At 51.9% G+C, this 20,913-nt stretch carries 17 protein-coding genes; 3 read left to right on the top strand and 14 right to left on the bottom strand.

Features of this window, described 5'->3' with window-relative positions:
• Positions 1–15: 15 nt before the first annotated feature.
• The 5 genes from OGY83_RS16460 to uxuA form a co-directional block, all read right to left on the bottom strand.
• The gene (locus OGY83_RS16460) at positions 16–1,023 is read right to left on the bottom strand and encodes a porin (RefSeq protein WP_079937192.1); all 1,008 of its coding nucleotides are present in this window, start codon (positions 1,021–1,023) and stop codon (positions 16–18) included.
• Between the two features lie 192 nt (positions 1,024–1,215).
• Positions 1,216–1,425, bottom strand: coding sequence for a hypothetical protein (locus OGY83_RS16465; protein WP_079937193.1), 210 nt, complete (start codon positions 1,423–1,425; stop codon positions 1,216–1,218).
• A 629-nt stretch (positions 1,426–2,054) separates the two neighbouring features.
• The gene (gene uxuR, locus OGY83_RS16470) at positions 2,055–2,828 is read right to left on the bottom strand and encodes a Uxu operon transcriptional regulator (protein WP_286636350.1); all 774 of its coding nucleotides are present in this window, start codon (positions 2,826–2,828) and stop codon (positions 2,055–2,057) included.
• A gap of 175 nt (positions 2,829–3,003) precedes the next feature.
• Complete coding sequence (locus OGY83_RS16475) at positions 3,004–4,479, bottom strand: fructuronate reductase (RefSeq protein ID WP_123268628.1); 1,476 nt, start codon at positions 4,477–4,479, stop codon at positions 3,004–3,006.
• A gap of 80 nt (positions 4,480–4,559) precedes the next feature.
• The gene (gene uxuA, locus OGY83_RS16480; protein ID WP_008786088.1) at positions 4,560–5,744 is read right to left on the bottom strand and encodes a mannonate dehydratase; all 1,185 of its coding nucleotides are present in this window, start codon (positions 5,742–5,744) and stop codon (positions 4,560–4,562) included.
• 261 nt (positions 5,745–6,005) lie between these two features.
• Here uxuA and gntP point away from each other — a divergent pair, with 261 nt between their 5' ends.
• On the top strand, positions 6,006–7,349 hold the full coding sequence (gntP, locus tag OGY83_RS16485) for a gluconate permease GntP (RefSeq protein ID WP_003033260.1): 1,344 nt from the start codon (positions 6,006–6,008) through the stop codon (positions 7,347–7,349).
• 49 nt (positions 7,350–7,398) lie between these two features.
• Here gntP and OGY83_RS16490 read toward each other — a convergent pair whose 3' ends face one another.
• The 4 genes from OGY83_RS16490 to dld all read right to left on the bottom strand — a co-directional run bounded on the left by OGY83_RS16490 (position 7,399) and on the right by dld (position 12,064).
• Positions 7,399–8,094 (bottom strand): LutC/YkgG family protein, encoded by a 696-nt coding sequence (locus tag OGY83_RS16490; protein WP_079937196.1) that lies wholly within the window; start codon positions 8,092–8,094, stop codon positions 7,399–7,401.
• Entirely contained in the window at positions 8,087–9,514 is a 1,428-nt protein-coding gene (locus tag OGY83_RS16495; protein ID WP_286636352.1) for a LutB/LldF family L-lactate oxidation iron-sulfur protein, read from the bottom strand. Before OGY83_RS16495 ends, OGY83_RS16490 begins: the two co-directional genes overlap by 8 nt.
• Positions 9,515–9,524: 10 nt before the next feature.
• Complete coding sequence (locus OGY83_RS16500; protein ID WP_001102107.1) at positions 9,525–10,244, bottom strand: (Fe-S)-binding protein; 720 nt, start codon at positions 10,242–10,244, stop codon at positions 9,525–9,527.
• 74 nt (positions 10,245–10,318) lie between these two features.
• Entirely contained in the window at positions 10,319–12,064 is a 1,746-nt protein-coding gene (gene dld / locus OGY83_RS16505; RefSeq protein WP_023157191.1) for a D-lactate dehydrogenase, read from the bottom strand.
• A 388-nt stretch (positions 12,065–12,452) separates the two neighbouring features.
• On the opposite strand from dld, the gene OGY83_RS16510 reads away from it, so the two are divergent.
• The gene (locus OGY83_RS16510) at positions 12,453–14,006 is read left to right on the top strand and encodes an L-lactate permease (protein ID WP_079937197.1); all 1,554 of its coding nucleotides are present in this window, start codon (positions 12,453–12,455) and stop codon (positions 14,004–14,006) included.
• Positions 14,007–14,481: 475 nt separating this feature from the next.
• Here the strand turns inward: OGY83_RS16510 and pdxY are convergent, their stop codons facing one another.
• From pdxY to OGY83_RS16525, 3 genes are all read right to left on the bottom strand, one after another.
• Positions 14,482–15,339: a pyridoxal kinase PdxY gene (gene pdxY / locus OGY83_RS16515; protein ID WP_123268624.1), complete on the bottom strand. Its 858-nt coding sequence runs from the start codon at positions 15,337–15,339 to the stop codon at positions 14,482–14,484.
• Positions 15,340–15,350: 11 nt separating this feature from the next.
• Positions 15,351–16,616 (bottom strand): aromatic amino acid transporter, encoded by a 1,266-nt coding sequence (locus tag OGY83_RS16520; protein WP_003830097.1) that lies wholly within the window; start codon positions 16,614–16,616, stop codon positions 15,351–15,353.
• Positions 16,617–16,806: 190 nt separating this feature from the next.
• Positions 16,807–18,177 (bottom strand): tyrosine phenol-lyase, encoded by a 1,371-nt coding sequence (locus OGY83_RS16525; RefSeq protein ID WP_016155590.1) that lies wholly within the window; start codon positions 18,175–18,177, stop codon positions 16,807–16,809.
• 779 nt (positions 18,178–18,956) lie between these two features.
• Between OGY83_RS16525 and symE the strand changes: the two genes are divergently transcribed.
• The gene (gene symE, locus OGY83_RS16530; RefSeq protein WP_286636354.1) at positions 18,957–19,319 is read left to right on the top strand and encodes an endoribonuclease SymE; all 363 of its coding nucleotides are present in this window, start codon (positions 18,957–18,959) and stop codon (positions 19,317–19,319) included.
• Between the two features lie 130 nt (positions 19,320–19,449).
• Here the strand turns inward: symE and OGY83_RS16535 are convergent, their stop codons facing one another.
• Positions 19,450–19,776 (bottom strand): DUF1493 family protein, encoded by a 327-nt coding sequence (locus OGY83_RS16535; RefSeq protein WP_286636355.1) that lies wholly within the window; start codon positions 19,774–19,776, stop codon positions 19,450–19,452.
• 126 nt (positions 19,777–19,902) lie between these two features.
• On the bottom strand, positions 19,903–20,913 hold the full coding sequence (locus tag OGY83_RS16540; protein WP_286636356.1) for an Ldh family oxidoreductase: 1,011 nt from the start codon (positions 20,911–20,913) through the stop codon (positions 19,903–19,905).

The raw sequence follows: 20,913 nt of genomic DNA on the forward strand, positions 1-20,913 counted from the left end.
AGCAGAACAAAAAACTTAGAACTGATAGGTCAGACCCGCAACAACCTGGTTGTCGCCGTCAGCGCCATCGAGCAGGTTAATTTTGTAACCCACATCAGCAACCATGTTTTTGTTGAAGTAGTAGTCTGTACCCAGCGCTACGTATTCGGTCAGGTCATTATTGTTGTTGTCACGCGCGTGGACGTAAGCCACGTTCGGACGCAGACCGAAATCAAACACATACGCCGCCATCGCTTCAAAGTGCTCAGCTTTGTCCGCATCCTGAATCAGGTTGTGGGACTCACCGTACATGGTTGCAACGTAGATAGCGTTAGCATCATATTTCAGACCCGCGCCCCAGAACTCTGCGTTTTCGCCATCCCAGCCATTTTTTTTCTGCTGAGCAGTCACCGCGCTGGTTGTGTAGGCCGCAATGGCAGATACGCCAGAATCTGCAATATTGTCATAGCCCAGCGAGAAGCCGTAGCCATTACCGTGCTGTTTCGTCGGATCCTTATTGGTATCATCCTGACCCTGATATTGCGCGCCAACGCTCAGACCATCAACGGCACCAAACAGATTTTTGGTACGGAGTGTTGCAACGCCAGAAGTGCGTGTAGTAAGGAAGCGGTCAGTATTTTCAAAGGAGTCACCGCCGAACTCTGAAAGAGTGTCAGTGTAAGCTCCCACGTCGTAAGCGATACCGTAGTTACGACCGTAGTCAAAACTAACGTCATGGCCATAATCCAGGCCAGCAAACGCCAGACGTGTATTAACGCCATTCTGAGAACCTTCTGCTTTAGAGGCATCAAACTGACTTTCAAATTGGCCATAACCGGTCAGTTGATCGTTGATTTGTGTCTCACCGCGAAAACCCAGACGCGCGTAGGTACCATCGGCATCGGTGCCGTCAGTCCATGAATGGACCGCTTTTACTTTGCCGTACAGATCCAGTTTGTTGCCATCTTTATTATAAATTTCCGCTGCATGAACGGAGGTTACCCCTAATGCCATTACAGCTAATGCCACTACTGTCTTTTTCATGTTGTTACTCACTTTTAATTGTGAATTTTGCTATCAACTTTGTTATGAAGGCAGAATGCCCACATAAAAAAGTCCCCTCCAGATAAGGGGAAACACCAATAACACACCAAAAAATATACCAATAAAGGCAATAATGAAGTGGCAAGACATATTTCAACTTTGGGTTTTAAATAAAACCCGAACAGAGAGTAATTACTTAGGTTCTTCGTTTGTGCTCTCATTAATAGAGCGATGCAACATTAATGCCTCGGCAATAATGTCTTGTTTACTTTTACGGGTTTCAAATGCCAGTGTCCGAACATATTCCCATAGAGAAGTATCGACACGGGCACTTAATAGAACCATATCTTTTGATCGGGTTCCCCTGGCTTTTCGGATATCAGGGTAATCTCGAGAGGGCATAGTCATCTCCTGAACGCAAACACGCTTATGGCGATGAAATATGCAGTCAGTGTAAAAACATGTCAACGGCAAAATACAGTCACAATAGTAATGAAACTGTTAATAAAGAACAAAAAACTGGAACGTTATTTCAAATGAAAGATAACTTGATTATAGAATAATGTGTAATGTTAGCTTTACATATATCCATTTTTATTCATATGATTAAAAAGCCACGAATCATTCACATTAATAATGATGCACAATCCAAACATCACTACAGACAATGGGTTACATGCCGTTATTAATGTCTACTTTTACGCAAACCACCTGTTTTTATGCGCTGTTATGCCAGGCGGCCCTGCACTATCTGCAGCGGAAATCACTTTGATTCTCACTTAATACAGACCTGTATTGTCTAAAAATAAGCACAAAAAGGTAAAAATAAGGTAAATAGCGCATTTTTTCGCAAGCAAAAATAAGTTGTTTTTAATTGATGAAAATCAATTTACATCACACAGGAGCGGCGAAAAAAATGATCATTGAAGACTATGGAAACCATTTTTTACATGAGGTTTAAGACGTGAAAAGAAAGGTTGCTATGCAATGCCGAGCGGGCCGAAACAGCCCGCGTGGGAGAGGTGGTAAAATCAGGCGTTAACTTTATCCAGCGGCCAGGAGTCAAACAGATAGCCATCGAAGTCGATGTCATCAACATTTGAAAACTCCAGCAGGCGCTGTTTGACGTTTTCCAGATGCTGCCACATCGCCAGCTTGGCCGCGCGAGCGTCCTTTTTGATTAACGCCGCCAGGATCTGTTTATGGTCGCCCATCCACTCTTTACGATAGTGGGTATCATCGAGATGGCTATGAAGCTGGATCCACATCGGGTTGTTCTCGCGCCACTGCCATGACTGGCGGAACAGCTCCACCAGCATGCTGTTATGCGTGGCCTCGGCGATAGCGAGATGGAACTGCATGTCACCGCTTTCAGAACCGTTGGGCTCACTGGAAGCCAGCTCCCGCTCTTCCAGTTGCAACGCCTGGCGCATTTTGACGATATCTTCGCGGGTGGCCTGCAGCGCGGCAAATTCTGCGATATTGCTTTCCAGCAACTGTCGCGCCTGGAGCAGCTCAAACGGGCCAGCATCATTGCAATGATTCACATCCGAACTGTCGATAGTCTGAGCTTCTGCATTGTCGAGCACGTAGATCCCGGCGCCACGACGCACGTCCACCAGACCTTTAATTTCCAGCATGATTAACGCTTCGCGCACCACCGTGCGAGTGACCTTGAGTCTCTCGGCGATTTCACGTTCCGGCGGCAAACGCTCACCGGGCTGGTACGGCGTCTGGACAATCAGATCGCGGATCATTGCACCCACTTCCTGGTAGGGTCTTTGCTGAGAAGTGTTCGATTTCATCGTGTTATGTCCGTCAGATGCGTCAATTCAGAATCCGGAGGCTGGATGGCTGCGCACACCTTATCCGGCCTACCAATAACGTTTTTTCGCCTGAACTATAGCATTTGCGGGAAGCCAAAAACAGAAAACGGGTCAACCAAATCAGTATTTTGATTGACCCGTCATACCTGGGAGGTTATGCGTCAGCGCTTAACGCTGCAACGCACTCGCGTGCGCCGTGTTCACACAGCTGTTGATACACCGCGATAATCGTTTCCACAAAATCGGCGTTTTCCGCCAGATCATGACCAAAAATGCCGCTTAACCCCAGCAGCGCCGTCACGCGTTCGGCCCCCTGGAACTGTTGGTTAATGCGCTGGAATTCAGCCTGCATCGGGTCGACAACATCAATGACCTGCCCCTGTTCATCCACACCGTGGGTGTAGCGCATCCAGCCCGCGATGCCCAGCGCCAGGTGGCGCCAGCCGCTGCCATTTTGCAGATGCAGACGCACCGGATCCAGCAGGCGCTGCGGCAGTTTCTGGCTGCCATCCATCGCAATCTGCCAGGTACGGTGGCGCAGAGACGGGTTGCTGAAACGCTCGATCAGCAGCGTCGCATAGGCGTTGAGATCGGTACCTTCCGGCATCGACAGCGTCGGCGCTTGCTCCTGCATCATCAGCGCAAACGCCGCTTTGCGGTACGCCGGATTGGTCATGGTATCGGCGATAGTTTCATAGCCGCCGAGGTAGCCCAGGTAAGCGAGGAAAGAGTGGCTGCCGTTGAGCATGCGCAGTTTCATCATTTCAAACGGTACTACGTCGGCAACGAACTGCGCACCGACTTTGTCCCAGTCAGGGCGACCGTTAACAAAGTTGTCTTCAATCACCCACTGGCGGAACGGCTCGCAGGCGATAGCGCACGGATCGTAAACGCCCAACTGGTCGGCAATCTCCTGCAACGTTTCTGGCGTCGCCGCCGGAACAATGCGGTCGACCATGGTGCATGGGAAAGTGGCGTTCGCTTCAATCCACTGCGCCAGCTGCGGGTCGCGCGCCTGCGCCAGGCCCAGCACCGCAACTTTCGCCACATGGCCATTTTCGCGCACGTTATCGCAGGACATCACGGTAAATGCCGCCAGCCCCTGCTCACGACGCAGATGCAGCGCCTGTACGATGTAACCAATCGCCGATTTCGGCGCGGCCGGATTCGCCAGATCGTGTTTAATCAGCGGGTTATTGAGATCTAACTGGCCGCTGGCGGCATCGGTGCAGTAGCCTTTTTCCGTGACCGTCAGCGAGACAATTGCCGTCTGCGGGCGCGCCATAGCCTGTAAAATACCGTCACAACCGTCAAGATCCGGGTGCAACGCTTCTTTCATCGAGCCGATCACTTTCAGCACGGTGTTGTCCGCGCCTTTTTCCGCCACGGTATACAGCAATTGCTGCTTGCGCAGGTTTTCAATCAGTATGCAGTCATTACCCGGCATCAGGTTAACTTCACAGATACCCCAGTCGCTGTCGGTGGTTTCCAGCAGATGGTGGGTGTACAGCGCCTGATGCGCGCGGTGGAAAGCGCCGCATCCCAGGTGAACAATGCGGGATTGCAGACGAGAGCTGTCCCATGCGGGGCGTGCAACCGGCAGGTTGCTATTGGCAATTGTCGTTGTCATCGTGAACTCCAGATCCCGTCGGAAAGACCAACGGAGAGAAAAGAAAAAAGCCGGCCAGACAGGCGACCGGCAACACTGCTTTAGCGGCTAAAGAAAGCGCGCTGGATAGCCATCTCAACGCCACGCACTTCCGCCAGGCCTTTCAGGCGACCAATCGCGGAGTAGCCTGGGTTGGTTTTCTTTTTCAGGTCGTCAAGCATCTGGTGACCGTGATCCGGGCGCATAGGGATCAAATCCTCTTTGCCCTCGGCTTTACGGCGCTGCTCTTCCTCAACGATCGCTTTCACCACTTCGTACATGTCGACGTCGCCGTTAAGATGCGCCGCTTCATGGAAGGTTTTCGGGTTATCTTCACGCAGCGTGGAGCGTAAATGGGTGAAGTAAATGCGCGGGCCAAACTGTTTGATCATATCGACCAGGTCGTTGTCCGCACGTACGCCGTACGAACCGGTACACATGGTGAAACCGTTCGCCATGCTGTTGACCGTATCGACCATCCACTGCATATCTTCCACGGTGGAAACAATGCGTGGCAGGCCAAGGATTGGGCGCGGCGGATCGTCCGGGTGTACCGCCATACGCACACCCACTTCTTCTGCTACCGGAATAATCGCCTTCAGGAAGACGGCAAAGTTCTCACGCAACGCAGCTTTATCAATATCCTTATAGCGTTCAAGATGCTGGCGGAACTGGTCGAGTGTGTAGCCCTCTTCCGCGCCAGGCAACCCGGCGATGATATTGCGGGTCAGACGTGCTTTGTCTTCTTCGCTCATGGTGGTGAAGCGTTCATTCGCCTGCGCAATCTCTTCGGCGGTGTAGTCCGCTTCCGCACCCGGGCGTTTGAGGATATGCAGCTCAAAGGCGGCAAATTCAATTTGATCGAAACGCAGCGCTTTGGAGCCGTCCGGCAGGACGTATTCCAGGTCGGTACGGGTCCAGTCGAGAACCGGCATAAAGTTGTAGCACACGGTACGAATGCCGCACTGGGCAAGGTTACGCAGACTTTGCTGGTAGTTGGCAATCCACTGCTGATAGTTGCCGGAACGGGTTTTAATGTCTTCGTGGATCGGTACGCTTTCGACGACCGACCATACCAGGCCCGCCTGCTCAATAATGGCTTTGCGTTTTAGGATCTCATCAACCGTCCACACTTCCCCGTTCGGGATATGGTGCAAGGCGGTAACAACGCCCGTTGCACCCGCCTGACGTACATCCGCTAAGGTGACCGGATCGTTAGGACCATACCAGCGCCATGTCTGTTCCATGTTTTATTCCTCGTTTACGTTATGGACTCGACGATATGGCACATAAATTCCTCCTTTTGGCATTACATGTCAACCTGAAGCGCCGAATTGGTTAACCAAATCACAATACCTGTTGATTAGATCGCCTTTTTACGGCCATGCAAGCCAGTATTAATGTAAACATGTAACGAAATGTGACATTCATCGCATCATAGGTTGACCAATATATGTAACATCTCAACCAAAATCATAATGGTTCAACCAAAGTAAGGTAGACGTTATATGCACGTTCTCAATATTCTGTGGGTTGTATTCGGCATCGGCCTGATGCTGGTGCTCAATTTAAGATTCAAAATAAACTCGATGGTCGCCCTGCTGCTGGCGGCACTCTCGGTCGGTATGCTGGCAGGAATGGATTTAATGGAGCTACTGCACACCATGAAATCCGGTTTTGGCAGCACGCTGGGTGAGCTGGCGATTATCGTGGTATTCGGGGCAGTCATCGGTAAGCTGATGGTTGACTCCGGCGCGGCGCATCAGATTGCCCATACGCTGCTGGCACGACTCGGTCTACGTTATGTGCAGCTGTCGGTGATCATTATTGGTCTGATCTTCGGTCTGGCGATGTTTTATGAAGTCGCCTTTATTATGCTGGCACCGCTGGTGATCGTCATTGCCGCAGAAGCGAAGATTCCGTTCCTCAAGCTGGCGATTCCTGCCGTTGCCGCCGCCACCACCGCCCACTCTCTGTTCCCACCACAGCCGGGTCCGGTCGCGCTGGTTAATGCCTACGGCGCTGACATGGGCATGGTTTACATCTACGGTATTCTGGTGACCATTCCGAGCGTGATCTGCGCCGGGCTTATCCTGCCGAAATTCCTCGGCAACCTCGATCGTCCAACGCCGTCATTCATGAAGGCCGACGTACCGGTTGACCAGAACAACCTGCCGTCCTTCGGTGTTTCTATCCTGGTGCCGCTGATCCCGGCGATCATCATGATCTCCACCACCATCGCCAACATCTGGCTGGTGAAAGGGACGCAGGCGTGGGAAGTGGTCAACTTCTTAGGCTCCTCGCCGATTGCGATGTTTATCGCCATGGTTGTCGCCTTCGTGCTGTTTGGTACCGCGCGCGGTCACGACATGCAGTGGGTGATGAACGCCTTTGAAAACGCGGTGAAAAGCATCGCCATGGTGATTCTGATCATCGGCGCAGGCGGCGTACTGAAGCAAACCATTATCGATACCGGCATCGGCGATACCATCGGCATGCTGATGTCGCACGGCAACATTTCTCCGTACATCATGGCGTGGTTGATAACCGTACTGATTCGTCTGGCAACGGGTCAGGGCGTGGTCTCAGCCATGACGGCGGCGGGGATTATTAGCGCAGCGATCCTCGACCCGGCAACCGGTCAACTGGTCGGCGTCGACCCGGCATTGCTGGTGCTGGCAACGGCGGCGGGCTCCAACACCCTGACCCATATTAACGATGCTTCGTTCTGGCTGTTCAAAGGCTACTTTGACCTGTCGGTGAAGGATACGCTGAAAACCTGGGGTCTGCTGGAGCTGGTGAACTCCGTGGTTGGCCTGATTATCGTGTTGATCATCAGCATGATTGCATAACGTTGATACCGCTCTGGCCCACAGCGCCAGAGCGGTTTTCCATTCTGTCTCAACAATCCTCAATAATCAGATACACCGCCTTCACCGGGCCATGTACCCCAACCACCTTGATAAGTTCAATATCCGCCGTCGAGCTGGGTCCACTGATGATATTAATGCACGATGGCATACGCTCACCGGCCTGTGCTTTCTGATGCAGTTTTTCTGCCAGCTGCGCCACGCGCGGCAGAATGGAGCTTTTACGCAGCACGAAAATCGAGGACTCCGGCAACAGGCTCAGGGAGCGCCCACGTTCGGGCGCAGAAAACAGCACCACACCACCGGACTCCGTCAGGCCATATTCGGCATACACCACGCCGACTTTCGCCTGTTCGGCCTGGGTAATATTTTCGCTACCTCGCGCTGGATCCCAAACCACGGCGTTGCATTCCTGCTGCAAGCGTTCGGTGATACCCAGATCCACCAGCCGACTGTCGCCGCTCAACACCACTGGCTGTCGACCCAATTCTTCACACAGGCGTAACGCCGCGTCTGCGGCCTGGTCCTCGCGAGTCAGCTCGCAGCGAGCCAGCATCACTTCGCTGGCGAACTGGATGAACGCATCGCAGCGCTGCTGCGGGCTAAGTTCGGTCAGGCGCTCGTTGGCATAGTTGTTAACCGGCGCGGCATCCGCTTGCGGTTCGAAACGCAGCGGGCGACCCAGCGCCTGGGCGATGGTGTTTAAAAACGCGGTACGGTTATCCATTCTTTTTCTCCTGCGCCTGATGTTTTTTAAACCAGCTACGGAAGCTCTCGCCGTCAGCATCAGGCAGGTCGCGCGCCTCCATCCAGTCACCAATCGCGCCAACCTTGAGCGGGGTTTTGCCGCCATTGATAAACCAGCTCGCCGCATGCGCGCCCGCCATCATCCCCACTTTCCACAGCCCCGGATGGCTATTGGCATAAGCGAACATTTTGATCGCCCGTCGCTCAGCTTTCGGGGTAATGCCCTCCTCGGCCATCACCCGGCGATGACGCAGGATCAGTTTTGACAGAGGAATGTGCACCGGGCAGACACTGTCGCAGGCCGTGCATAAAGAACAGGCGTACGGCAGGTCTTTAAAATCTTTATAGCCGCCGAGCAGCGGAGAAATCACCGCGCCGATAGGTCCAGGATAGATAGAGCCATAGCCGTGTCCGCCGATGTGGCGGTACGCCGGACAGGTGTTCATACAGGCTCCGCAGCGGATGCAGCGCAGCACATCGCGAAACTCTGAGCCCAGCACCTGCGAGCGACCGTTATCGACAATCACCAGATGGAACTCTTCCGGTCCGTCAACATTATCCGCCTCACGCGGGCCGGTCAGCCAGGTGTTGTAGCCCGTCAGACGTGCACCCACGGCGCTGCGTGCCAGCATGGTGATCAGCACATCCACCTCGGCAAAGGTCGGTGCGATACGCTCCATGCCCATCACCGCAATGTGCGTTTTCGGCAGCGTGGTGCACATGCGCGCGTTGCCTTCGTTGGTCACCAGACACACCGAGCCGGTTTCCGCCACGGCAAAGTTACAGCCGGTGATGCCGATTTCAGCACTGAGGAAATCCTCACGGATCTTCTGACGAATGAACAAGGTCATGGCTTCCGGGGTTTCCGGGCCGTCATACCCCAGACGTTCATTCAACACGCGGCGGATCTGATAGCGATCTTTATGAATCGCCGGGACCACGACGTGCGAAGGCGGATCCTGATCCAGTTGCAGGATATATTCCCCGAGATCGGTTTCGATCACCTGGATTCCAGCATCCTGCAGCACATGGTTGACGCCGATCTCTTCGGTCACCATCGACTTGGACTTCACCACCTTCTTCGCATTTTTACTTTGCGCAACCTGCAAAATGTAGCAAGTGGCATCTTCTTTGGTTTTGGCGAAATAGACGTGCCCGCCGTTTTCCGTCACTTTCTCGGAGAGTTGATACAGGTAAGCATCGAGGTTGCTCAGAACGTGATCGCGGATCTGGCTGGCGCGATCGCGCCAGTCTTCCCAGTGGCCTAACTCATCAACCATTTTTTGCCGATTTGCGCCGATACGCTCCTGCGCATTAGCCACGGCTTTGCGCATGATCGGATCTTCTATCTGCTGACGAATGCGCAGTTTAAATTCTACATCGCTGGTTTTTATCGACATCTCTTTCCCCTCAGCGGCTCATCAGCACTTCAGCAATATGCATCACCTTGACCGGCTGGCCTTCCCTTTGCAGTCGGCCGCCAATGTTCAGCAGGCAGCTGACGTCTGCGCCAATCAAATATTCCGGCTTTGCATCCATCAGATGTAAGACTTTCTCTTTCACCATCTCACCGGATATCTCGGCCATCTTGACCGAGAACGTTCCGCCAAAGCCGCAGCAGGTGTCCTGATCAGCAAACGTCAACAGCTCCAGTCCGCGCACGTTTTTCAGCAGCGTGAGCGGCTCTTCCTTCACCCCTAGTTTGCGGGTCAGGCTACAGGAAGGATGATACACAGCGCGACCCTGCAGGCTGGCGCCAACGTCCACCACGCCCAGTTTGTTGACGATAAAGGAGGTGAGATCCTGCATACGCGCGGAAACTTTCTCAGCACGCAGCGCCCATTCCGGTTCATCGGCCAGATACGTCGGGTAGCTTTTTACCGCATAGGTGCAGGAGCCCGCCGGGGAGATAATCGGATCGTCGTTGTCTTCCAGCGCGGCGATCAGGTTTTTCATCCCGGGGATCGCCTCTTTGATGTAACCGCTGTTGATGGCTGGCTGACCGCAACACCCTTGCTTCTCGGGGAAATTAACGCGACAACCCAGTTTTTCCAGCAGCAATACGGAGTCTCGTGCCATCCGTGATTTCAGTGCGTCACCAATACAGGTGACAAAGAAATTTACATTCACAATAACTACTCCATTGCTTCATTTCTGTTTATTGCGCTTGATATCGCGATATCAAACAAATGTTCATTCGTATTTCATGCCCAGTTTTTATGTTTGCTGGTTTTACCAATACCTGGGTTCATAGTGTTGGTCGGATCATTTTCCTGATAAAAACGTGCCAAATTTTCCGGCGCTTTATACAGATGGCCGACATTGTGCTCCGCCGGATATTGCGCTCCGCGTTGGCGCAGTAATTCCAGCATCTGTTCTTTTAACGCGTGGGCATCTACGCCTTTTTTAACGATATAATCCTGATGGAATACATGGCACATAAAATGGCCGTAATAGAGTTTATGCACCAACTGACTGTCAATTTCCGCCGGTAAATGCTCATACCATTCGGTATCATTGCGGCGCAATGCAATATCCAGCGCGAGAATATCCTCAACCTCGTCAGAATGAACGGCCTGATAACGAATGGCAGCACCCGCGGCGGCAAAACGATGCAGAAACGCCTTACTGCCCTCTTCCGCGGTACAGGTAAAGAACGCGCCCTCGGCCGATTTAAAATAGTCCGTTAACCATGCCTGGGCTTCGGCCACACCCTCACCGGACATTTTCAACATCAGATGGTGTTCATAGTTATCGCGCCAGGTCTTCATCCGCGCCGGGAGATGGCTCGGGAACAGATGGCTAAAAGCCTGCATCGCGCGGTCGGTAAAGTGCGGGCGAAAGATCTTCACCTTCTCAAGTATGGCCTCGGTACGCCCCTTCAGGTTGAAGAAGAACGGCATTTTGTCCGTGCCAAGTTTGTCGATCATCAGGAAGGTATCTTTGCTGTATTTCTCTGCAATATCATAGATATCGCGGTGCATATACTCCCCAGCAACCGGCAGGTTTGTAAAATTCGCCAGGATGTGGCGGCGAATCTCAGTCAGGACATCAGTCTGATTGGTACCGATATAAAAGACCTGCTGGTTCTTCTCGGCTTCAAAGGTATCCAGACGTACGGCAAACACCGCTAACTTGCCCGCGCAGCCAGAGGATTCAAACAGGCGATCCGGGTCAGCGTTGTAACGTGCTGGCGTGTCGGCATTGATGTCCCGCACGCGGCTAACATAGTCGTGATCGTGCGCGTGACGCCCGTCATGGTTGACGAGCACGGCTTCAATCGCATTGTTATCCAACCGGGCAAGGATTTGCTCTGGCGTCTGACCTAGCTCAATGCCGAGGTGATTGACCAGCTGCAAGCGTCCCTGTTCATCAATACGGGCAAACAGCGACATCTCGGTATAAGCCGGGCCACGCTGGACCAGAGAACCGCCGGAGTTATTACAGATACCGCCGATAACCGACGCGCCGATGCACGAAGAGCCAATCACCGAATGCGGCTCACGGCCAAACGGCTTCAGCGCCTTTTCCAGCGAATACAGCGTGGTGCCCGGATAAGCCAGCACCTGCTTACCCTCATCCAGCACATGCAGACTGTCCAGCCGCAGCGTGCTGATAATGACGATCTCGCGGTCGTAATCATTACCATTGGGCGTCGAACCCTCGGTCAGGCCAGTGTTCGACGCCTGCATCAGGATTATTTTATCGGCCTCAACGCAGGCGCTAAGGACTTTCCAGAGTTCAAGCAAAGAGCCGGGGATAACCACCGCCAGAGCATCACCCTGACCCGAGCGAAAACCCTTACGGTAACGCGCAGTTTTTGACGGTTCGGTGAGGATATGAGCAGGGCCAACCAATTGGGTAAGAGTAGTCAAAAAGGTCTTATTATCAGTATGTTTCATGGAGGGCGGCTCTCCGCTCCTTATATCAGGGCCAGTGAAAATGGCCATAAGTTCATTTGTATGACAAAACAGAATATTCCCTCAATCAATATCCACATGCAATACCCCATTTTATTTCTTTCGGCACCGCTCACATTTTTTTAATGAAATTACCACTACCACATAATTCATACTCCGTTCTTTTACTGGATGCCAAAACGCTTATTTCATTTATTGCAAAGACCGTTTCATACCTATTAATGATTAACTCTAATGGGTATTATTATATTTAGTGGTTATTCATATTTAATAAAAAAATAACATTATTTATACAATTATTAACCTTTGTAACTTTATTTCACTGAAGCGATTCAGTTTGCATTTTTTATTTTATTATTAAGGTAGCTTCCTTCCCCCTAAATATAGTTAAGTCTAAAAAAGCAAATCGGGAATTGTAATGCACGAATATTTAATGTTTGCTCTGGCACTCTCTCCTTTGCTGCTGATGGTATTTTTAATACTGAAATTAAAAATGCCCATCCATTATTCCGTACTGATCTCTTTGGTATTCACCGCTGCACTATCGGCAATATTCTGGGAAATGCCCGTACAGAATCTGAAAGCCGCGATAGGCTATGGCGCACTGAAGGGACTATGGCCGATCGTAATTGTGATCCTCGGCGCTATCTTCAGTTATAACGTCATGCAGGCGACCAAAGCGCTGGATATTCTGCGCGATATTCTCGCCAGCATTAGCGAAGATAAGCGTATTCAGGTGCTGCTGATTTCATGGTGTTTTGGTGGATTTCTTGAAGCCGCGGCGGGCTATGGCACGGCGGTCGCTATTCCGATCGGCATTCTCATTGCGCTGGGATTCAACCCGTTGAAGGCGGCGATTGCCTCTCTCGTGGCAAATACCGTTCCCACCGCATTTGGCGCGGTTGGGATCCCAGTTTCTATTCTGGCAGAGCAGGTTAATCTGCCGGTTTATACCTTAGGCGGAACCATTATTCTGCAGCTCGCGCTGTTTAATATCCTGCTGCCGTTTGTGATTGTCTGCATTATTGGCGGTGGCCTGAAAGCCATTCGCGGCGTATTTCTGATCACGTTGATTTGCGGCATTTCCACGCTGGTTCCGCAATATTTTGTCGCCATCCATCTTGGCGCGGAATTACCCGCCTTTGCCGGTAGCCTGGTCAGCCTGTTTGCCGTGGCGATGGTCAGTCGCCTGCGCAAAGGGAAAACCGATCCCGAGTGGCGCATTGAGGTCAGCCATACCCGTGAAACCACGCCGCGCTCGGCAAAAGTGTTGTTCCGGGTTGGCTCTATTTATCTGTTTATTTTTGTGTTTATCCTGCTGTGTTCGCCGCTGTTCCCGACAATAAAAGGCGCGGCGTCCCAACTGGCTTCGGTGCTGCATTTCACGTTGGCTGACGGCAAAACAATGGCGTTAAAAGTTGAATGGGTGACCACACCAGGGATGCTGATCATCTTTGCGACCATTATCGGCGGTTTTATTCAGGGAGCGTCCGCACGCGGGATGCTGGAAGTATTTATCAAAACGATTTTCCAGCTTAAAAACTCTATCGTCGCAATTATGGCGATCGTCGCGCTGGCCACGGTGATGGATCTCAGCGGGATTATCTCCACGCTGGCCCAGTCGATTGTCGATCTGACCGGCAGCTCGTACGTCTTCCTCGCCCCGGTGATTGGCGCACTGGGCACGTTCGTGACCGGCAGCGATACCAACTCGAACATTCTGTTCGGCAAGCTGCAAACCATAGCTGCCAGCAAGTTACATATCGATCCCAACTGGCTGGCGGCGGCCAATACCTCTGGCGCTACGGGGGGGAAAATGATTTCGCCGCAAAGCATCGCCATCGCGGTTTCTGCCACCAAAATGGACGGTCAGGCCAACCAGATCATGTCTGGCACCATGAAATACTGCTGCGCCTACATTGTGATCCTCGGCCTGAAAGTCGGTCTGTTTTATTACTGGTTTATGGCGTAACCCCTTGTCAACCCCGTCAAATTCGCGGCAACCGTATTTGACGACGCGGTGACCAAAAAGGTTTACACCGCCCCAGGAACGGAACGAGGCGACAGACTTTACGATTTGTCGGCGCTGACTAAAATAGCGCCGATGTTTCAAATCGAGGATTGTTGTTATGTTGTTCTGGAAAAAGATGGTGAAGAAGTTCGACGCCTTTTCCGCGTTGATTCCACCACGCTACTTCCGCGTGTAATACCGGGCACTTATGCCTGATGGCGCTTCGCTTATCAGGCCTACGTTTCACACTCATTTGTAGGCCGGATAAGGCGCTAGCCGCATCCGGCAGCGACAGTAGCGTAAAATGCTCACCCCTTTCTCTTACGCAGACCGCATGCTCTTAACACCGCCACCCACAGACGAAGCCACGCAAAACGGTAGACCAGCGGATGCTGAAATCGCAGCAATGTCAGAAACATAGAGCCTCCTTGCGGTGCTACAGCACCGTTGCCTGATAGCGAATCTGCGGATCCATTATCTGGTGACGCGCATCTATCAGTCGCAGTTCGTACGAATCATGCTCTTTTGTCAGTCGCATCACCGCATCGACGACACTGGTAGTCCGCTCCAGCGCCAGCTTGTCCTCATAACCATTGAGCAGTGAGGCCAGCATCACGCTGCAAATCAGATCCCCAACGCCCACCGGCATTTTGGCAAAGGTATACAGCGGCCGGGCAATGTGTAACGTCTGTTCCGGCGTCACCAGCAGCATTTCAAACGCCTGTTTGTCCCGCGAACAGTCGCCGAGATGCTTCACCAGCACCTTCTTCACACCCCACGCCACCAGTTGCTGCGCAGCTTCCACCACCTCATCAAAACCACGCAGTTGTCTGCCCGTCAGCACGCCCAGTTCATAGAGATTCGGCCCCATAATGTCAGCCAGTTGAATGGCGTCATCGACAAAAAAGGACTCTACGCCCTGCGCGACAATGCAGCCTTTTTGCGGATCGCCCATCACCGGATCGCAAAAATAGAGCGCCTGCGGATTACGCTGGCGAATGGTGGTGACCGCGTGCTTCACCTCTTCACAATGGCGTTTATCCCCGAGATACCCGGATAGCACGGCGTCGCATTGCGCCAGCTTTTGCAGATCATCCAGCCCGCTGATGATGGCGCTCAACTCACCGTGCGGCATCGCCATGCCCTGCCACATCCCGTACTGGGTGTGGTTGGAAAACTGTACGGTGTAAAACGGCCAGACATCGATCCCCGAGAGCTGCATCGGCAACACGGCGGCTTTATTTCCGGCATAGCCATAAACGACTGACGACTGAACAGACAACACGTTTTTCATTTTGACTCCGTCTAACGAAACGTTGGCAGCAGACCAAATACGTCCAGAACAACCGTCAGATAGACAACCGCTCCGCAGACAATCACCAGGTTAAGCACGGTGTTATTACAGGGCGCGGTATAGCTGGCGGTCGGGAAACGTTTCCGCGCGGCTTTCACCAGGAACGGCGGCAGGATCACGCTCCAGATGGTAAAGGCCAGACCGGCGTAGCCAATCGCGTGCACAAAACCGTTCGGGAAGAAGAAGCACACGGCGGCTGGCGGGAAGTAGGTCACCAGCGCGGTTTTCAGGCGGCCCATGCCGTCATCCGGGAAGTGAAACAGGTCGGCGATATAATCGAACAAGCCAAGCGTCGCCGCCAGCAGAGAACTGGCTACTGCGAAGTTGCCGAAGAAGGTCAGGATCAGATCCATATAGCGGCTGGTGAACAGCTCACTGATGGCCTCGACAAACACATCGATATTGCCGCCTTTGGCGATAATTGGCGGGAACGCGGAACGACTGATGTTACCCATCGTGACACCCAGCCAGAAGATATACAGTAGCAGGGCAAACAGCGTACCGATGATAATCGAACGCGTGATATTTGGGACTCCACTCTTGCCATAGAGCTTGACCAGGCTCGGCACGTTACCGTGAAAACCAAACGAGATAATACAGAACGGCAGCGTCATCAGAATGTAAGGCAGGTACTGTGAGTTGGGCAGCGCCACCGCCACGCTGTCGACAAGTTTCGCCACCTCAATATGACCAACCAGCCCAGAGAAAGTAGCAAAGAACGCAATAAACTTACCGATAATCAACACGGTAGTGATACGTCCGACCAGCAAGGAGCTATACCAAGCAATCGCGCCGACCAGCATACTGACGATCACCACCGAGATATTCGCCGGAAAGCGCACGCCGCTGTATTTGAACACGGTTTGCGCCATCACCGCTGACGATCCGGAAATATAGGCATAGGTCAGAATATACAGCACAAAGCCGAAAGCGATACCGACCACGATATTCCACTTACGGCCTAATAAATCCTGAGTAAAGGTATTAAAACTGGCACCGGCGCCATAATGCAGATTAACTTCAACCAGCATCAGACCGGTTAATAACATCATGATGGCGATAAACAGAAGAATAACAGACGCACCGGGGAACCATACGCCGGCCATCGCAATCGGCAGGGAGAACATCCCGCCACCCACTACGGTTGCGATAACCAACATGGTTCCGCTAATCAGTCCGGGGGTACTACTCTGTCGCTCAATGGCATTAATATCCATGATAAATGTTCCTGTAGACTATTCGTTATAATTACAGCTGTCATTTGTACATCATGCGGATAATAAAAATGTCGGAGTCAGGGTTTACTTTTTTTTAGTTATGTCACGGTAACGGGCACCGCAAAGGCTTCCTGTTCATGGAAAATGAATACAAAAAAGCCCCATCATGTGATGGGGCCATAACTATTTTTTAGATGTAATCAAAGCGTGCAGTAAAGAAACGCAGCTGCTTCGGCTCGTAAATAAACTTCAGCCCGCGAATATCTTCTTTGTGCTGGTAAAGTTTAATAATACCGTCAGCCACGACATCCATATGTGCGTAGGTATAAACACGACGTGGAATAGTCAGACGCACAGTTTCCAGTTTCGGTCTGTGGTGTTCACCGGTCACGTTATTACGGCCCGCAGAGATAATTCCGCGTTCCATACTGCGTACGCCGGTTTCCACATAGATGCTGGCGGCCAGACTTTGTGCCGGGAACTCATCTTGCGTCAGGTGCTCGCAGAAGCGACGCGCATCGAGGAATACCGCGTGACCACCCACCGGTTCAACAATCGGTACGCCAGCGGCTTTCAGCTTATCGCCCAGGTAGCGAACCTGCTTCACGCGGTGCTCAATGTACTCATACTGCATGGCTTCACGCAGGCCAATCGCCATGGCTTCCATGTCGCGTCCGGCCAGACCGCCGTAAGATGGCATCCCTTCGTACACCACGACTAACTCTTTGGCAGAAGAGAACATTTCGTCATCGTTCATGCACAGGAAGCCGCCGATGTTCACCAGACAGTCTTTTTTACCACTCATGGTACAACCGTCGGCGTAGCTGAACATCTCATGCACGATCTCGGCGATGCTCTTGTTCTCAAAGCCCTGCTCTTGCTCTTTGATAAAGTAGGCGTTTTCCACGCAGCGGGTAGCGTCGTAGAACACTTTAATGCCGTGTGCTGCCGTCAGTTCACGCACCGCACGCATGTTCGCCATGGAGACCGGCTGGCCGCCCGCGAGGTTAACCGTCACCGCCAGGCAAATATACGCAATATTCTCTGCGCCTTTTTCATCAATCAGCTTTTGTAATTTTTTAAGATCGATATCACCTTTAAACGCAATATTCAGACCGGCATCGTGCGCTTCGTCACGAACGATATCGACAAACACCGCACCATTTTTTTCCTGGTGATAACGGGTAGTAGTGAAATACATATTACCAGCAACATATTGCCCTGGTTTAATAGCCAGTTGTGATAATAAGTTTTCTGCGCCGCGGCCCTGGTGAGTCGGAACAATATGTTTAAAGCCGAACAGTTCCTGCACGGTTCTTTCCAGATGATAGAAGTTTTCGCTGCCCGCGTACGCTTCATCACCCATCATCATTCCGGCCCACTGCTTGTCGCTCATTGCGTTGGTGCCACTGTCGGTCAGCAGGTCAATATAAATATCTTTCGAATTTAACAGGAAAGTATTGTAACCCGCTTCTTGCATTTTCTTAAGGCGCTCATCACGCGGGATCATAGATACAGTTTCAACGCTTTTAATACGGAAGGGTTCTGCCGGATAATTCATTTTGTTTCTCCAGTAACAGTGGTCATGTACGTATTAATGTGAAGTAAAGCATACCTGGTTCATCAATAAAGTCTGATGAAATATAACTATTCGCCTCCTGATCCAGGGGGAGAAATAATGTGGAGGCACTATGCAAGATTTGATTGATTATGGAAATAGCCCGGTCAACATTAATCACTGGCAATAATTTAAAAAGCTGTAAATGTGAGTGATGCAAATCACACGCCTTTTTTTTACCCGTTAATATTCAACAAGTTTTTTTTTGCGTTTCGATTTGCCATTCGGCGTAGTGTGTCTGCGGAGAGTGGAAATACTGAAAACTTAACTTTCCAGGCTGTGCTCGTAATGTATTGCTGAATGAGTACACCTCATTTTGTGAGAGTCGGATCACTTCACGGAGTGATATTTGTGATTTACATCACTAAAAGTGTAAAGCAAAGTGTACAAAACGGTGTTGTTTCAGAGTTTGCTATTTGCTTCAGTGAGTTAGATCGCATTTTTGGCCTGATGAAGACAGGTACTGTTTTCTGGAACGTGGGGATACTCAGGTGTGTGAAAGATAATGAATAACTACGATGAATAATACTGGATTTATTGGGGTGAAGGCGTTTTCTATTTATTCCGAAAGCGTGCTATTCGCGCTTATTTCATCTTATTTACATCTGGACTTCCCCCATTCTACTGGCGTAATTTACAGGGGTTTTATTAGCGCGATGCGAAGGTGCTACCAACACCCCCACATCGCTAATCGCAGTAACTATTATCGGAGAATAGCCACCATGACTGATACGCATTGTATTGCAGTTTCGTTTGATCCAGAAGTGCACGCCGCAGATAACCGTCGCCTGAAGGTGGGATATGCGAGCCGTTATCCCGATTACAGCCGTTTGCCGGTGAAGTACGTTCAGTTTCCGTCCATCGTGATGAAGGGTCAGTGGCTGAAAGCCGCCGGATTCAACACCGGCACCCGCGTTGATGTGCGCGTAATGCAAGGCTGCATCGTGCTCACCGCCCAAACGCCCCAGCCCGAAGAGTCAGCGCTGATGAAATCGCTGCGCAAAGTAGAAAAGCTGTCAGCACGCAAACAAAAACAGGTGCTGGAGTTTATCGCGGTGATTGCGGGGAAAGCGTCGAAGGGGTAACGGTCTTGCTAAAGGCGCCTGTGGGCGCCTTTTTAGAGTGGGCTGCAACATCATTCCATTATGCCGTGGCGCGTTCGTTCCTGGCGTCGGTATAATTAACGGGTACAGCCATTTTTAAAACTCACTAAAATCAATTATATAACCAGCGACCTGCTCTGGTTGATTCGGCGAACATACGCACAGTAAGTGGTTTTGACACTTGCCTGATGGGTTCTTTGGTAAACCACTTTCGATAGACCGACTCTCTTTCCCATGGGTAATAGGCCTCGAAATCAATGACTGAAACATCAACGTTATATTTCTCTCCAAAATCTTCAATGGCATACGGTAATTCATCCCATTCAGCGTAACCTTGCAGCGGCGTATCAAGTTCAATCGGGATAGGCTTGAAAGTAAACGTTACCGCGAGAGATAACTCCTCCCGAAAAAATTCCAATACCTCGTTATCTGTCACCATACCCGATTTCCCTCTCTGCATAGATCCTGGCAGGGCGACTTTACGCTCAAAATACAGTGTGAAAAAGCAATATGTAACGATACACGTATAACAGGAGGGAGATCATCCCTCCTGTTCTCGCGATAATTATTTCACTAACGCGGATATATCCTTGAACAGAGAATGGGCTATTTCCACACCGTCGCGAGTTGTACGCGTACGGGAAAGATAGCGACGCTCGCCCGGCAAACGCGCCCCTTGCCGCTGCATATCGGCAAAGAGTCGCTCGGCACGCGCCAGATGTTGCGGGGCGTCCGCTCCCAGAAAGCGGGCCGGGTCCAGGGCCAGAATCAGCTCGCCACCATAGGGCAACCCGCCAGCCCCCTTATCCCACGCCAGCGATTCCGCGCTGGTCATATCGCCGATGAGCGGTCCGGCAAGCAGTTCCACCATCGCCGCCAGTGCCGACCCTTTATGCCCGCCAAACGTCAACATCGCACCGTCGAGGATCGCCTGCGCGTCGGTGGTGGCCTGACCATCACCGTCAATCCCCCACCCTTCCGGCACCGCTTTTCCTGCCCGTTGATGGAGCTGGATCTCACCCCGTGCCGCTGCACTGGTGGCCATATCGAAGATAAACGGGGGTTTTTCTTCACGCGGCCAGCCAAATGCTATCGGGTTAGTGCCAAAAAGCGGCTGCGTCCCGCCTGCGGGAGCAACCCACGCATGGCTGGGTGTCGTCGCCAGCGCCACCAGCCCCGCCTCGGTGAGCGGCTCAACGTCGGCAAACAGCGCCGAAAAGTGCACACAGCGGTTAATCGCCAGGGCAGCAATACCGCTGTGGCGCGCCTTTTCTATCAGCAGTGGAAGCGCGCGCTCGAATGCCAGCAGGGAAAATGCCCCACCGGCGTCCACCTTCACAATGGCCGGCGCGGTATCGGTGATAACCGGCTCAGCGTCAGGTGACACCTTTCCTTTACGTCGCGTCTCCACAATCCCCAGCAACCGCCACAAACCATGCGAGGCACAGCCATCACGCTCACCGTGGGTCACGTTTGTCGCGATCGCCACGGCATGCGCTTCACTGAATCCGTTCCCGCGCAGCACCTTATATGCCAGCGCATAAGCCTCTGTTAACGAGAGGTTTACCATCTCCAT

It is taken from the genome of Citrobacter sp. Cpo090 (genome assembly GCF_030332665.1).
Lineage (GTDB): Bacteria > Pseudomonadota > Gammaproteobacteria > Enterobacterales > Enterobacteriaceae > Citrobacter > Citrobacter portucalensis.

Coding starts and splice junctions, on each gene's coding strand:
- symE (WP_286636354.1), top strand. CDS start 18,957: ATGACTGATACGCATTGTATTGCAGTTTCGTTTGATCCAGAAGTGCAC.
- OGY83_RS16520 (WP_003830097.1), bottom strand. CDS start 16,616: ATGGATATTAATGCCATTGAGCGACAGAGTAGTACCCCCGGACTGATT.
- OGY83_RS16540 (WP_286636356.1), bottom strand. CDS start 20,913: ATGGAGATGGTAAACCTCTCGTTAACAGAGGCTTATGCGCTGGCATAT.
- OGY83_RS16535 (WP_286636355.1), bottom strand. CDS start 19,776: ATGGTGACAGATAACGAGGTATTGGAATTTTTTCGGGAGGAGTTATCT.
- OGY83_RS16465 (WP_079937193.1), bottom strand. CDS start 1,425: ATGCCCTCTCGAGATTACCCTGATATCCGAAAAGCCAGGGGAACCCGA.
- OGY83_RS16460 (WP_079937192.1), bottom strand. CDS start 1,023: ATGAAAAAGACAGTAGTGGCATTAGCTGTAATGGCATTAGGGGTAACC.
- OGY83_RS16495 (WP_286636352.1), bottom strand. CDS start 9,514: ATGTCGATAAAAACCAGCGATGTAGAATTTAAACTGCGCATTCGTCAG.
- pdxY (WP_123268624.1), bottom strand. CDS start 15,339: ATGAAAAACGTGTTGTCTGTTCAGTCGTCAGTCGTTTATGGCTATGCC.
- OGY83_RS16525 (WP_016155590.1), bottom strand. CDS start 18,177: ATGAATTATCCGGCAGAACCCTTCCGTATTAAAAGCGTTGAAACTGTA.
- dld (WP_023157191.1), bottom strand. CDS start 12,064: ATGGCCATTTTCACTGGCCCTGATATAAGGAGCGGAGAGCCGCCCTCC.
- OGY83_RS16510 (WP_079937197.1), top strand. CDS start 12,453: ATGCACGAATATTTAATGTTTGCTCTGGCACTCTCTCCTTTGCTGCTG.
- OGY83_RS16475 (WP_123268628.1), bottom strand. CDS start 4,479: ATGACAACGACAATTGCCAATAGCAACCTGCCGGTTGCACGCCCCGCA.
- uxuR (WP_286636350.1), bottom strand. CDS start 2,828: ATGAAATCGAACACTTCTCAGCAAAGACCCTACCAGGAAGTGGGTGCA.
- gntP (WP_003033260.1), top strand. CDS start 6,006: ATGCACGTTCTCAATATTCTGTGGGTTGTATTCGGCATCGGCCTGATG.
- OGY83_RS16490 (WP_079937196.1), bottom strand. CDS start 8,094: ATGGATAACCGTACCGCGTTTTTAAACACCATCGCCCAGGCGCTGGGT.
- uxuA (WP_008786088.1), bottom strand. CDS start 5,744: ATGGAACAGACATGGCGCTGGTATGGTCCTAACGATCCGGTCACCTTA.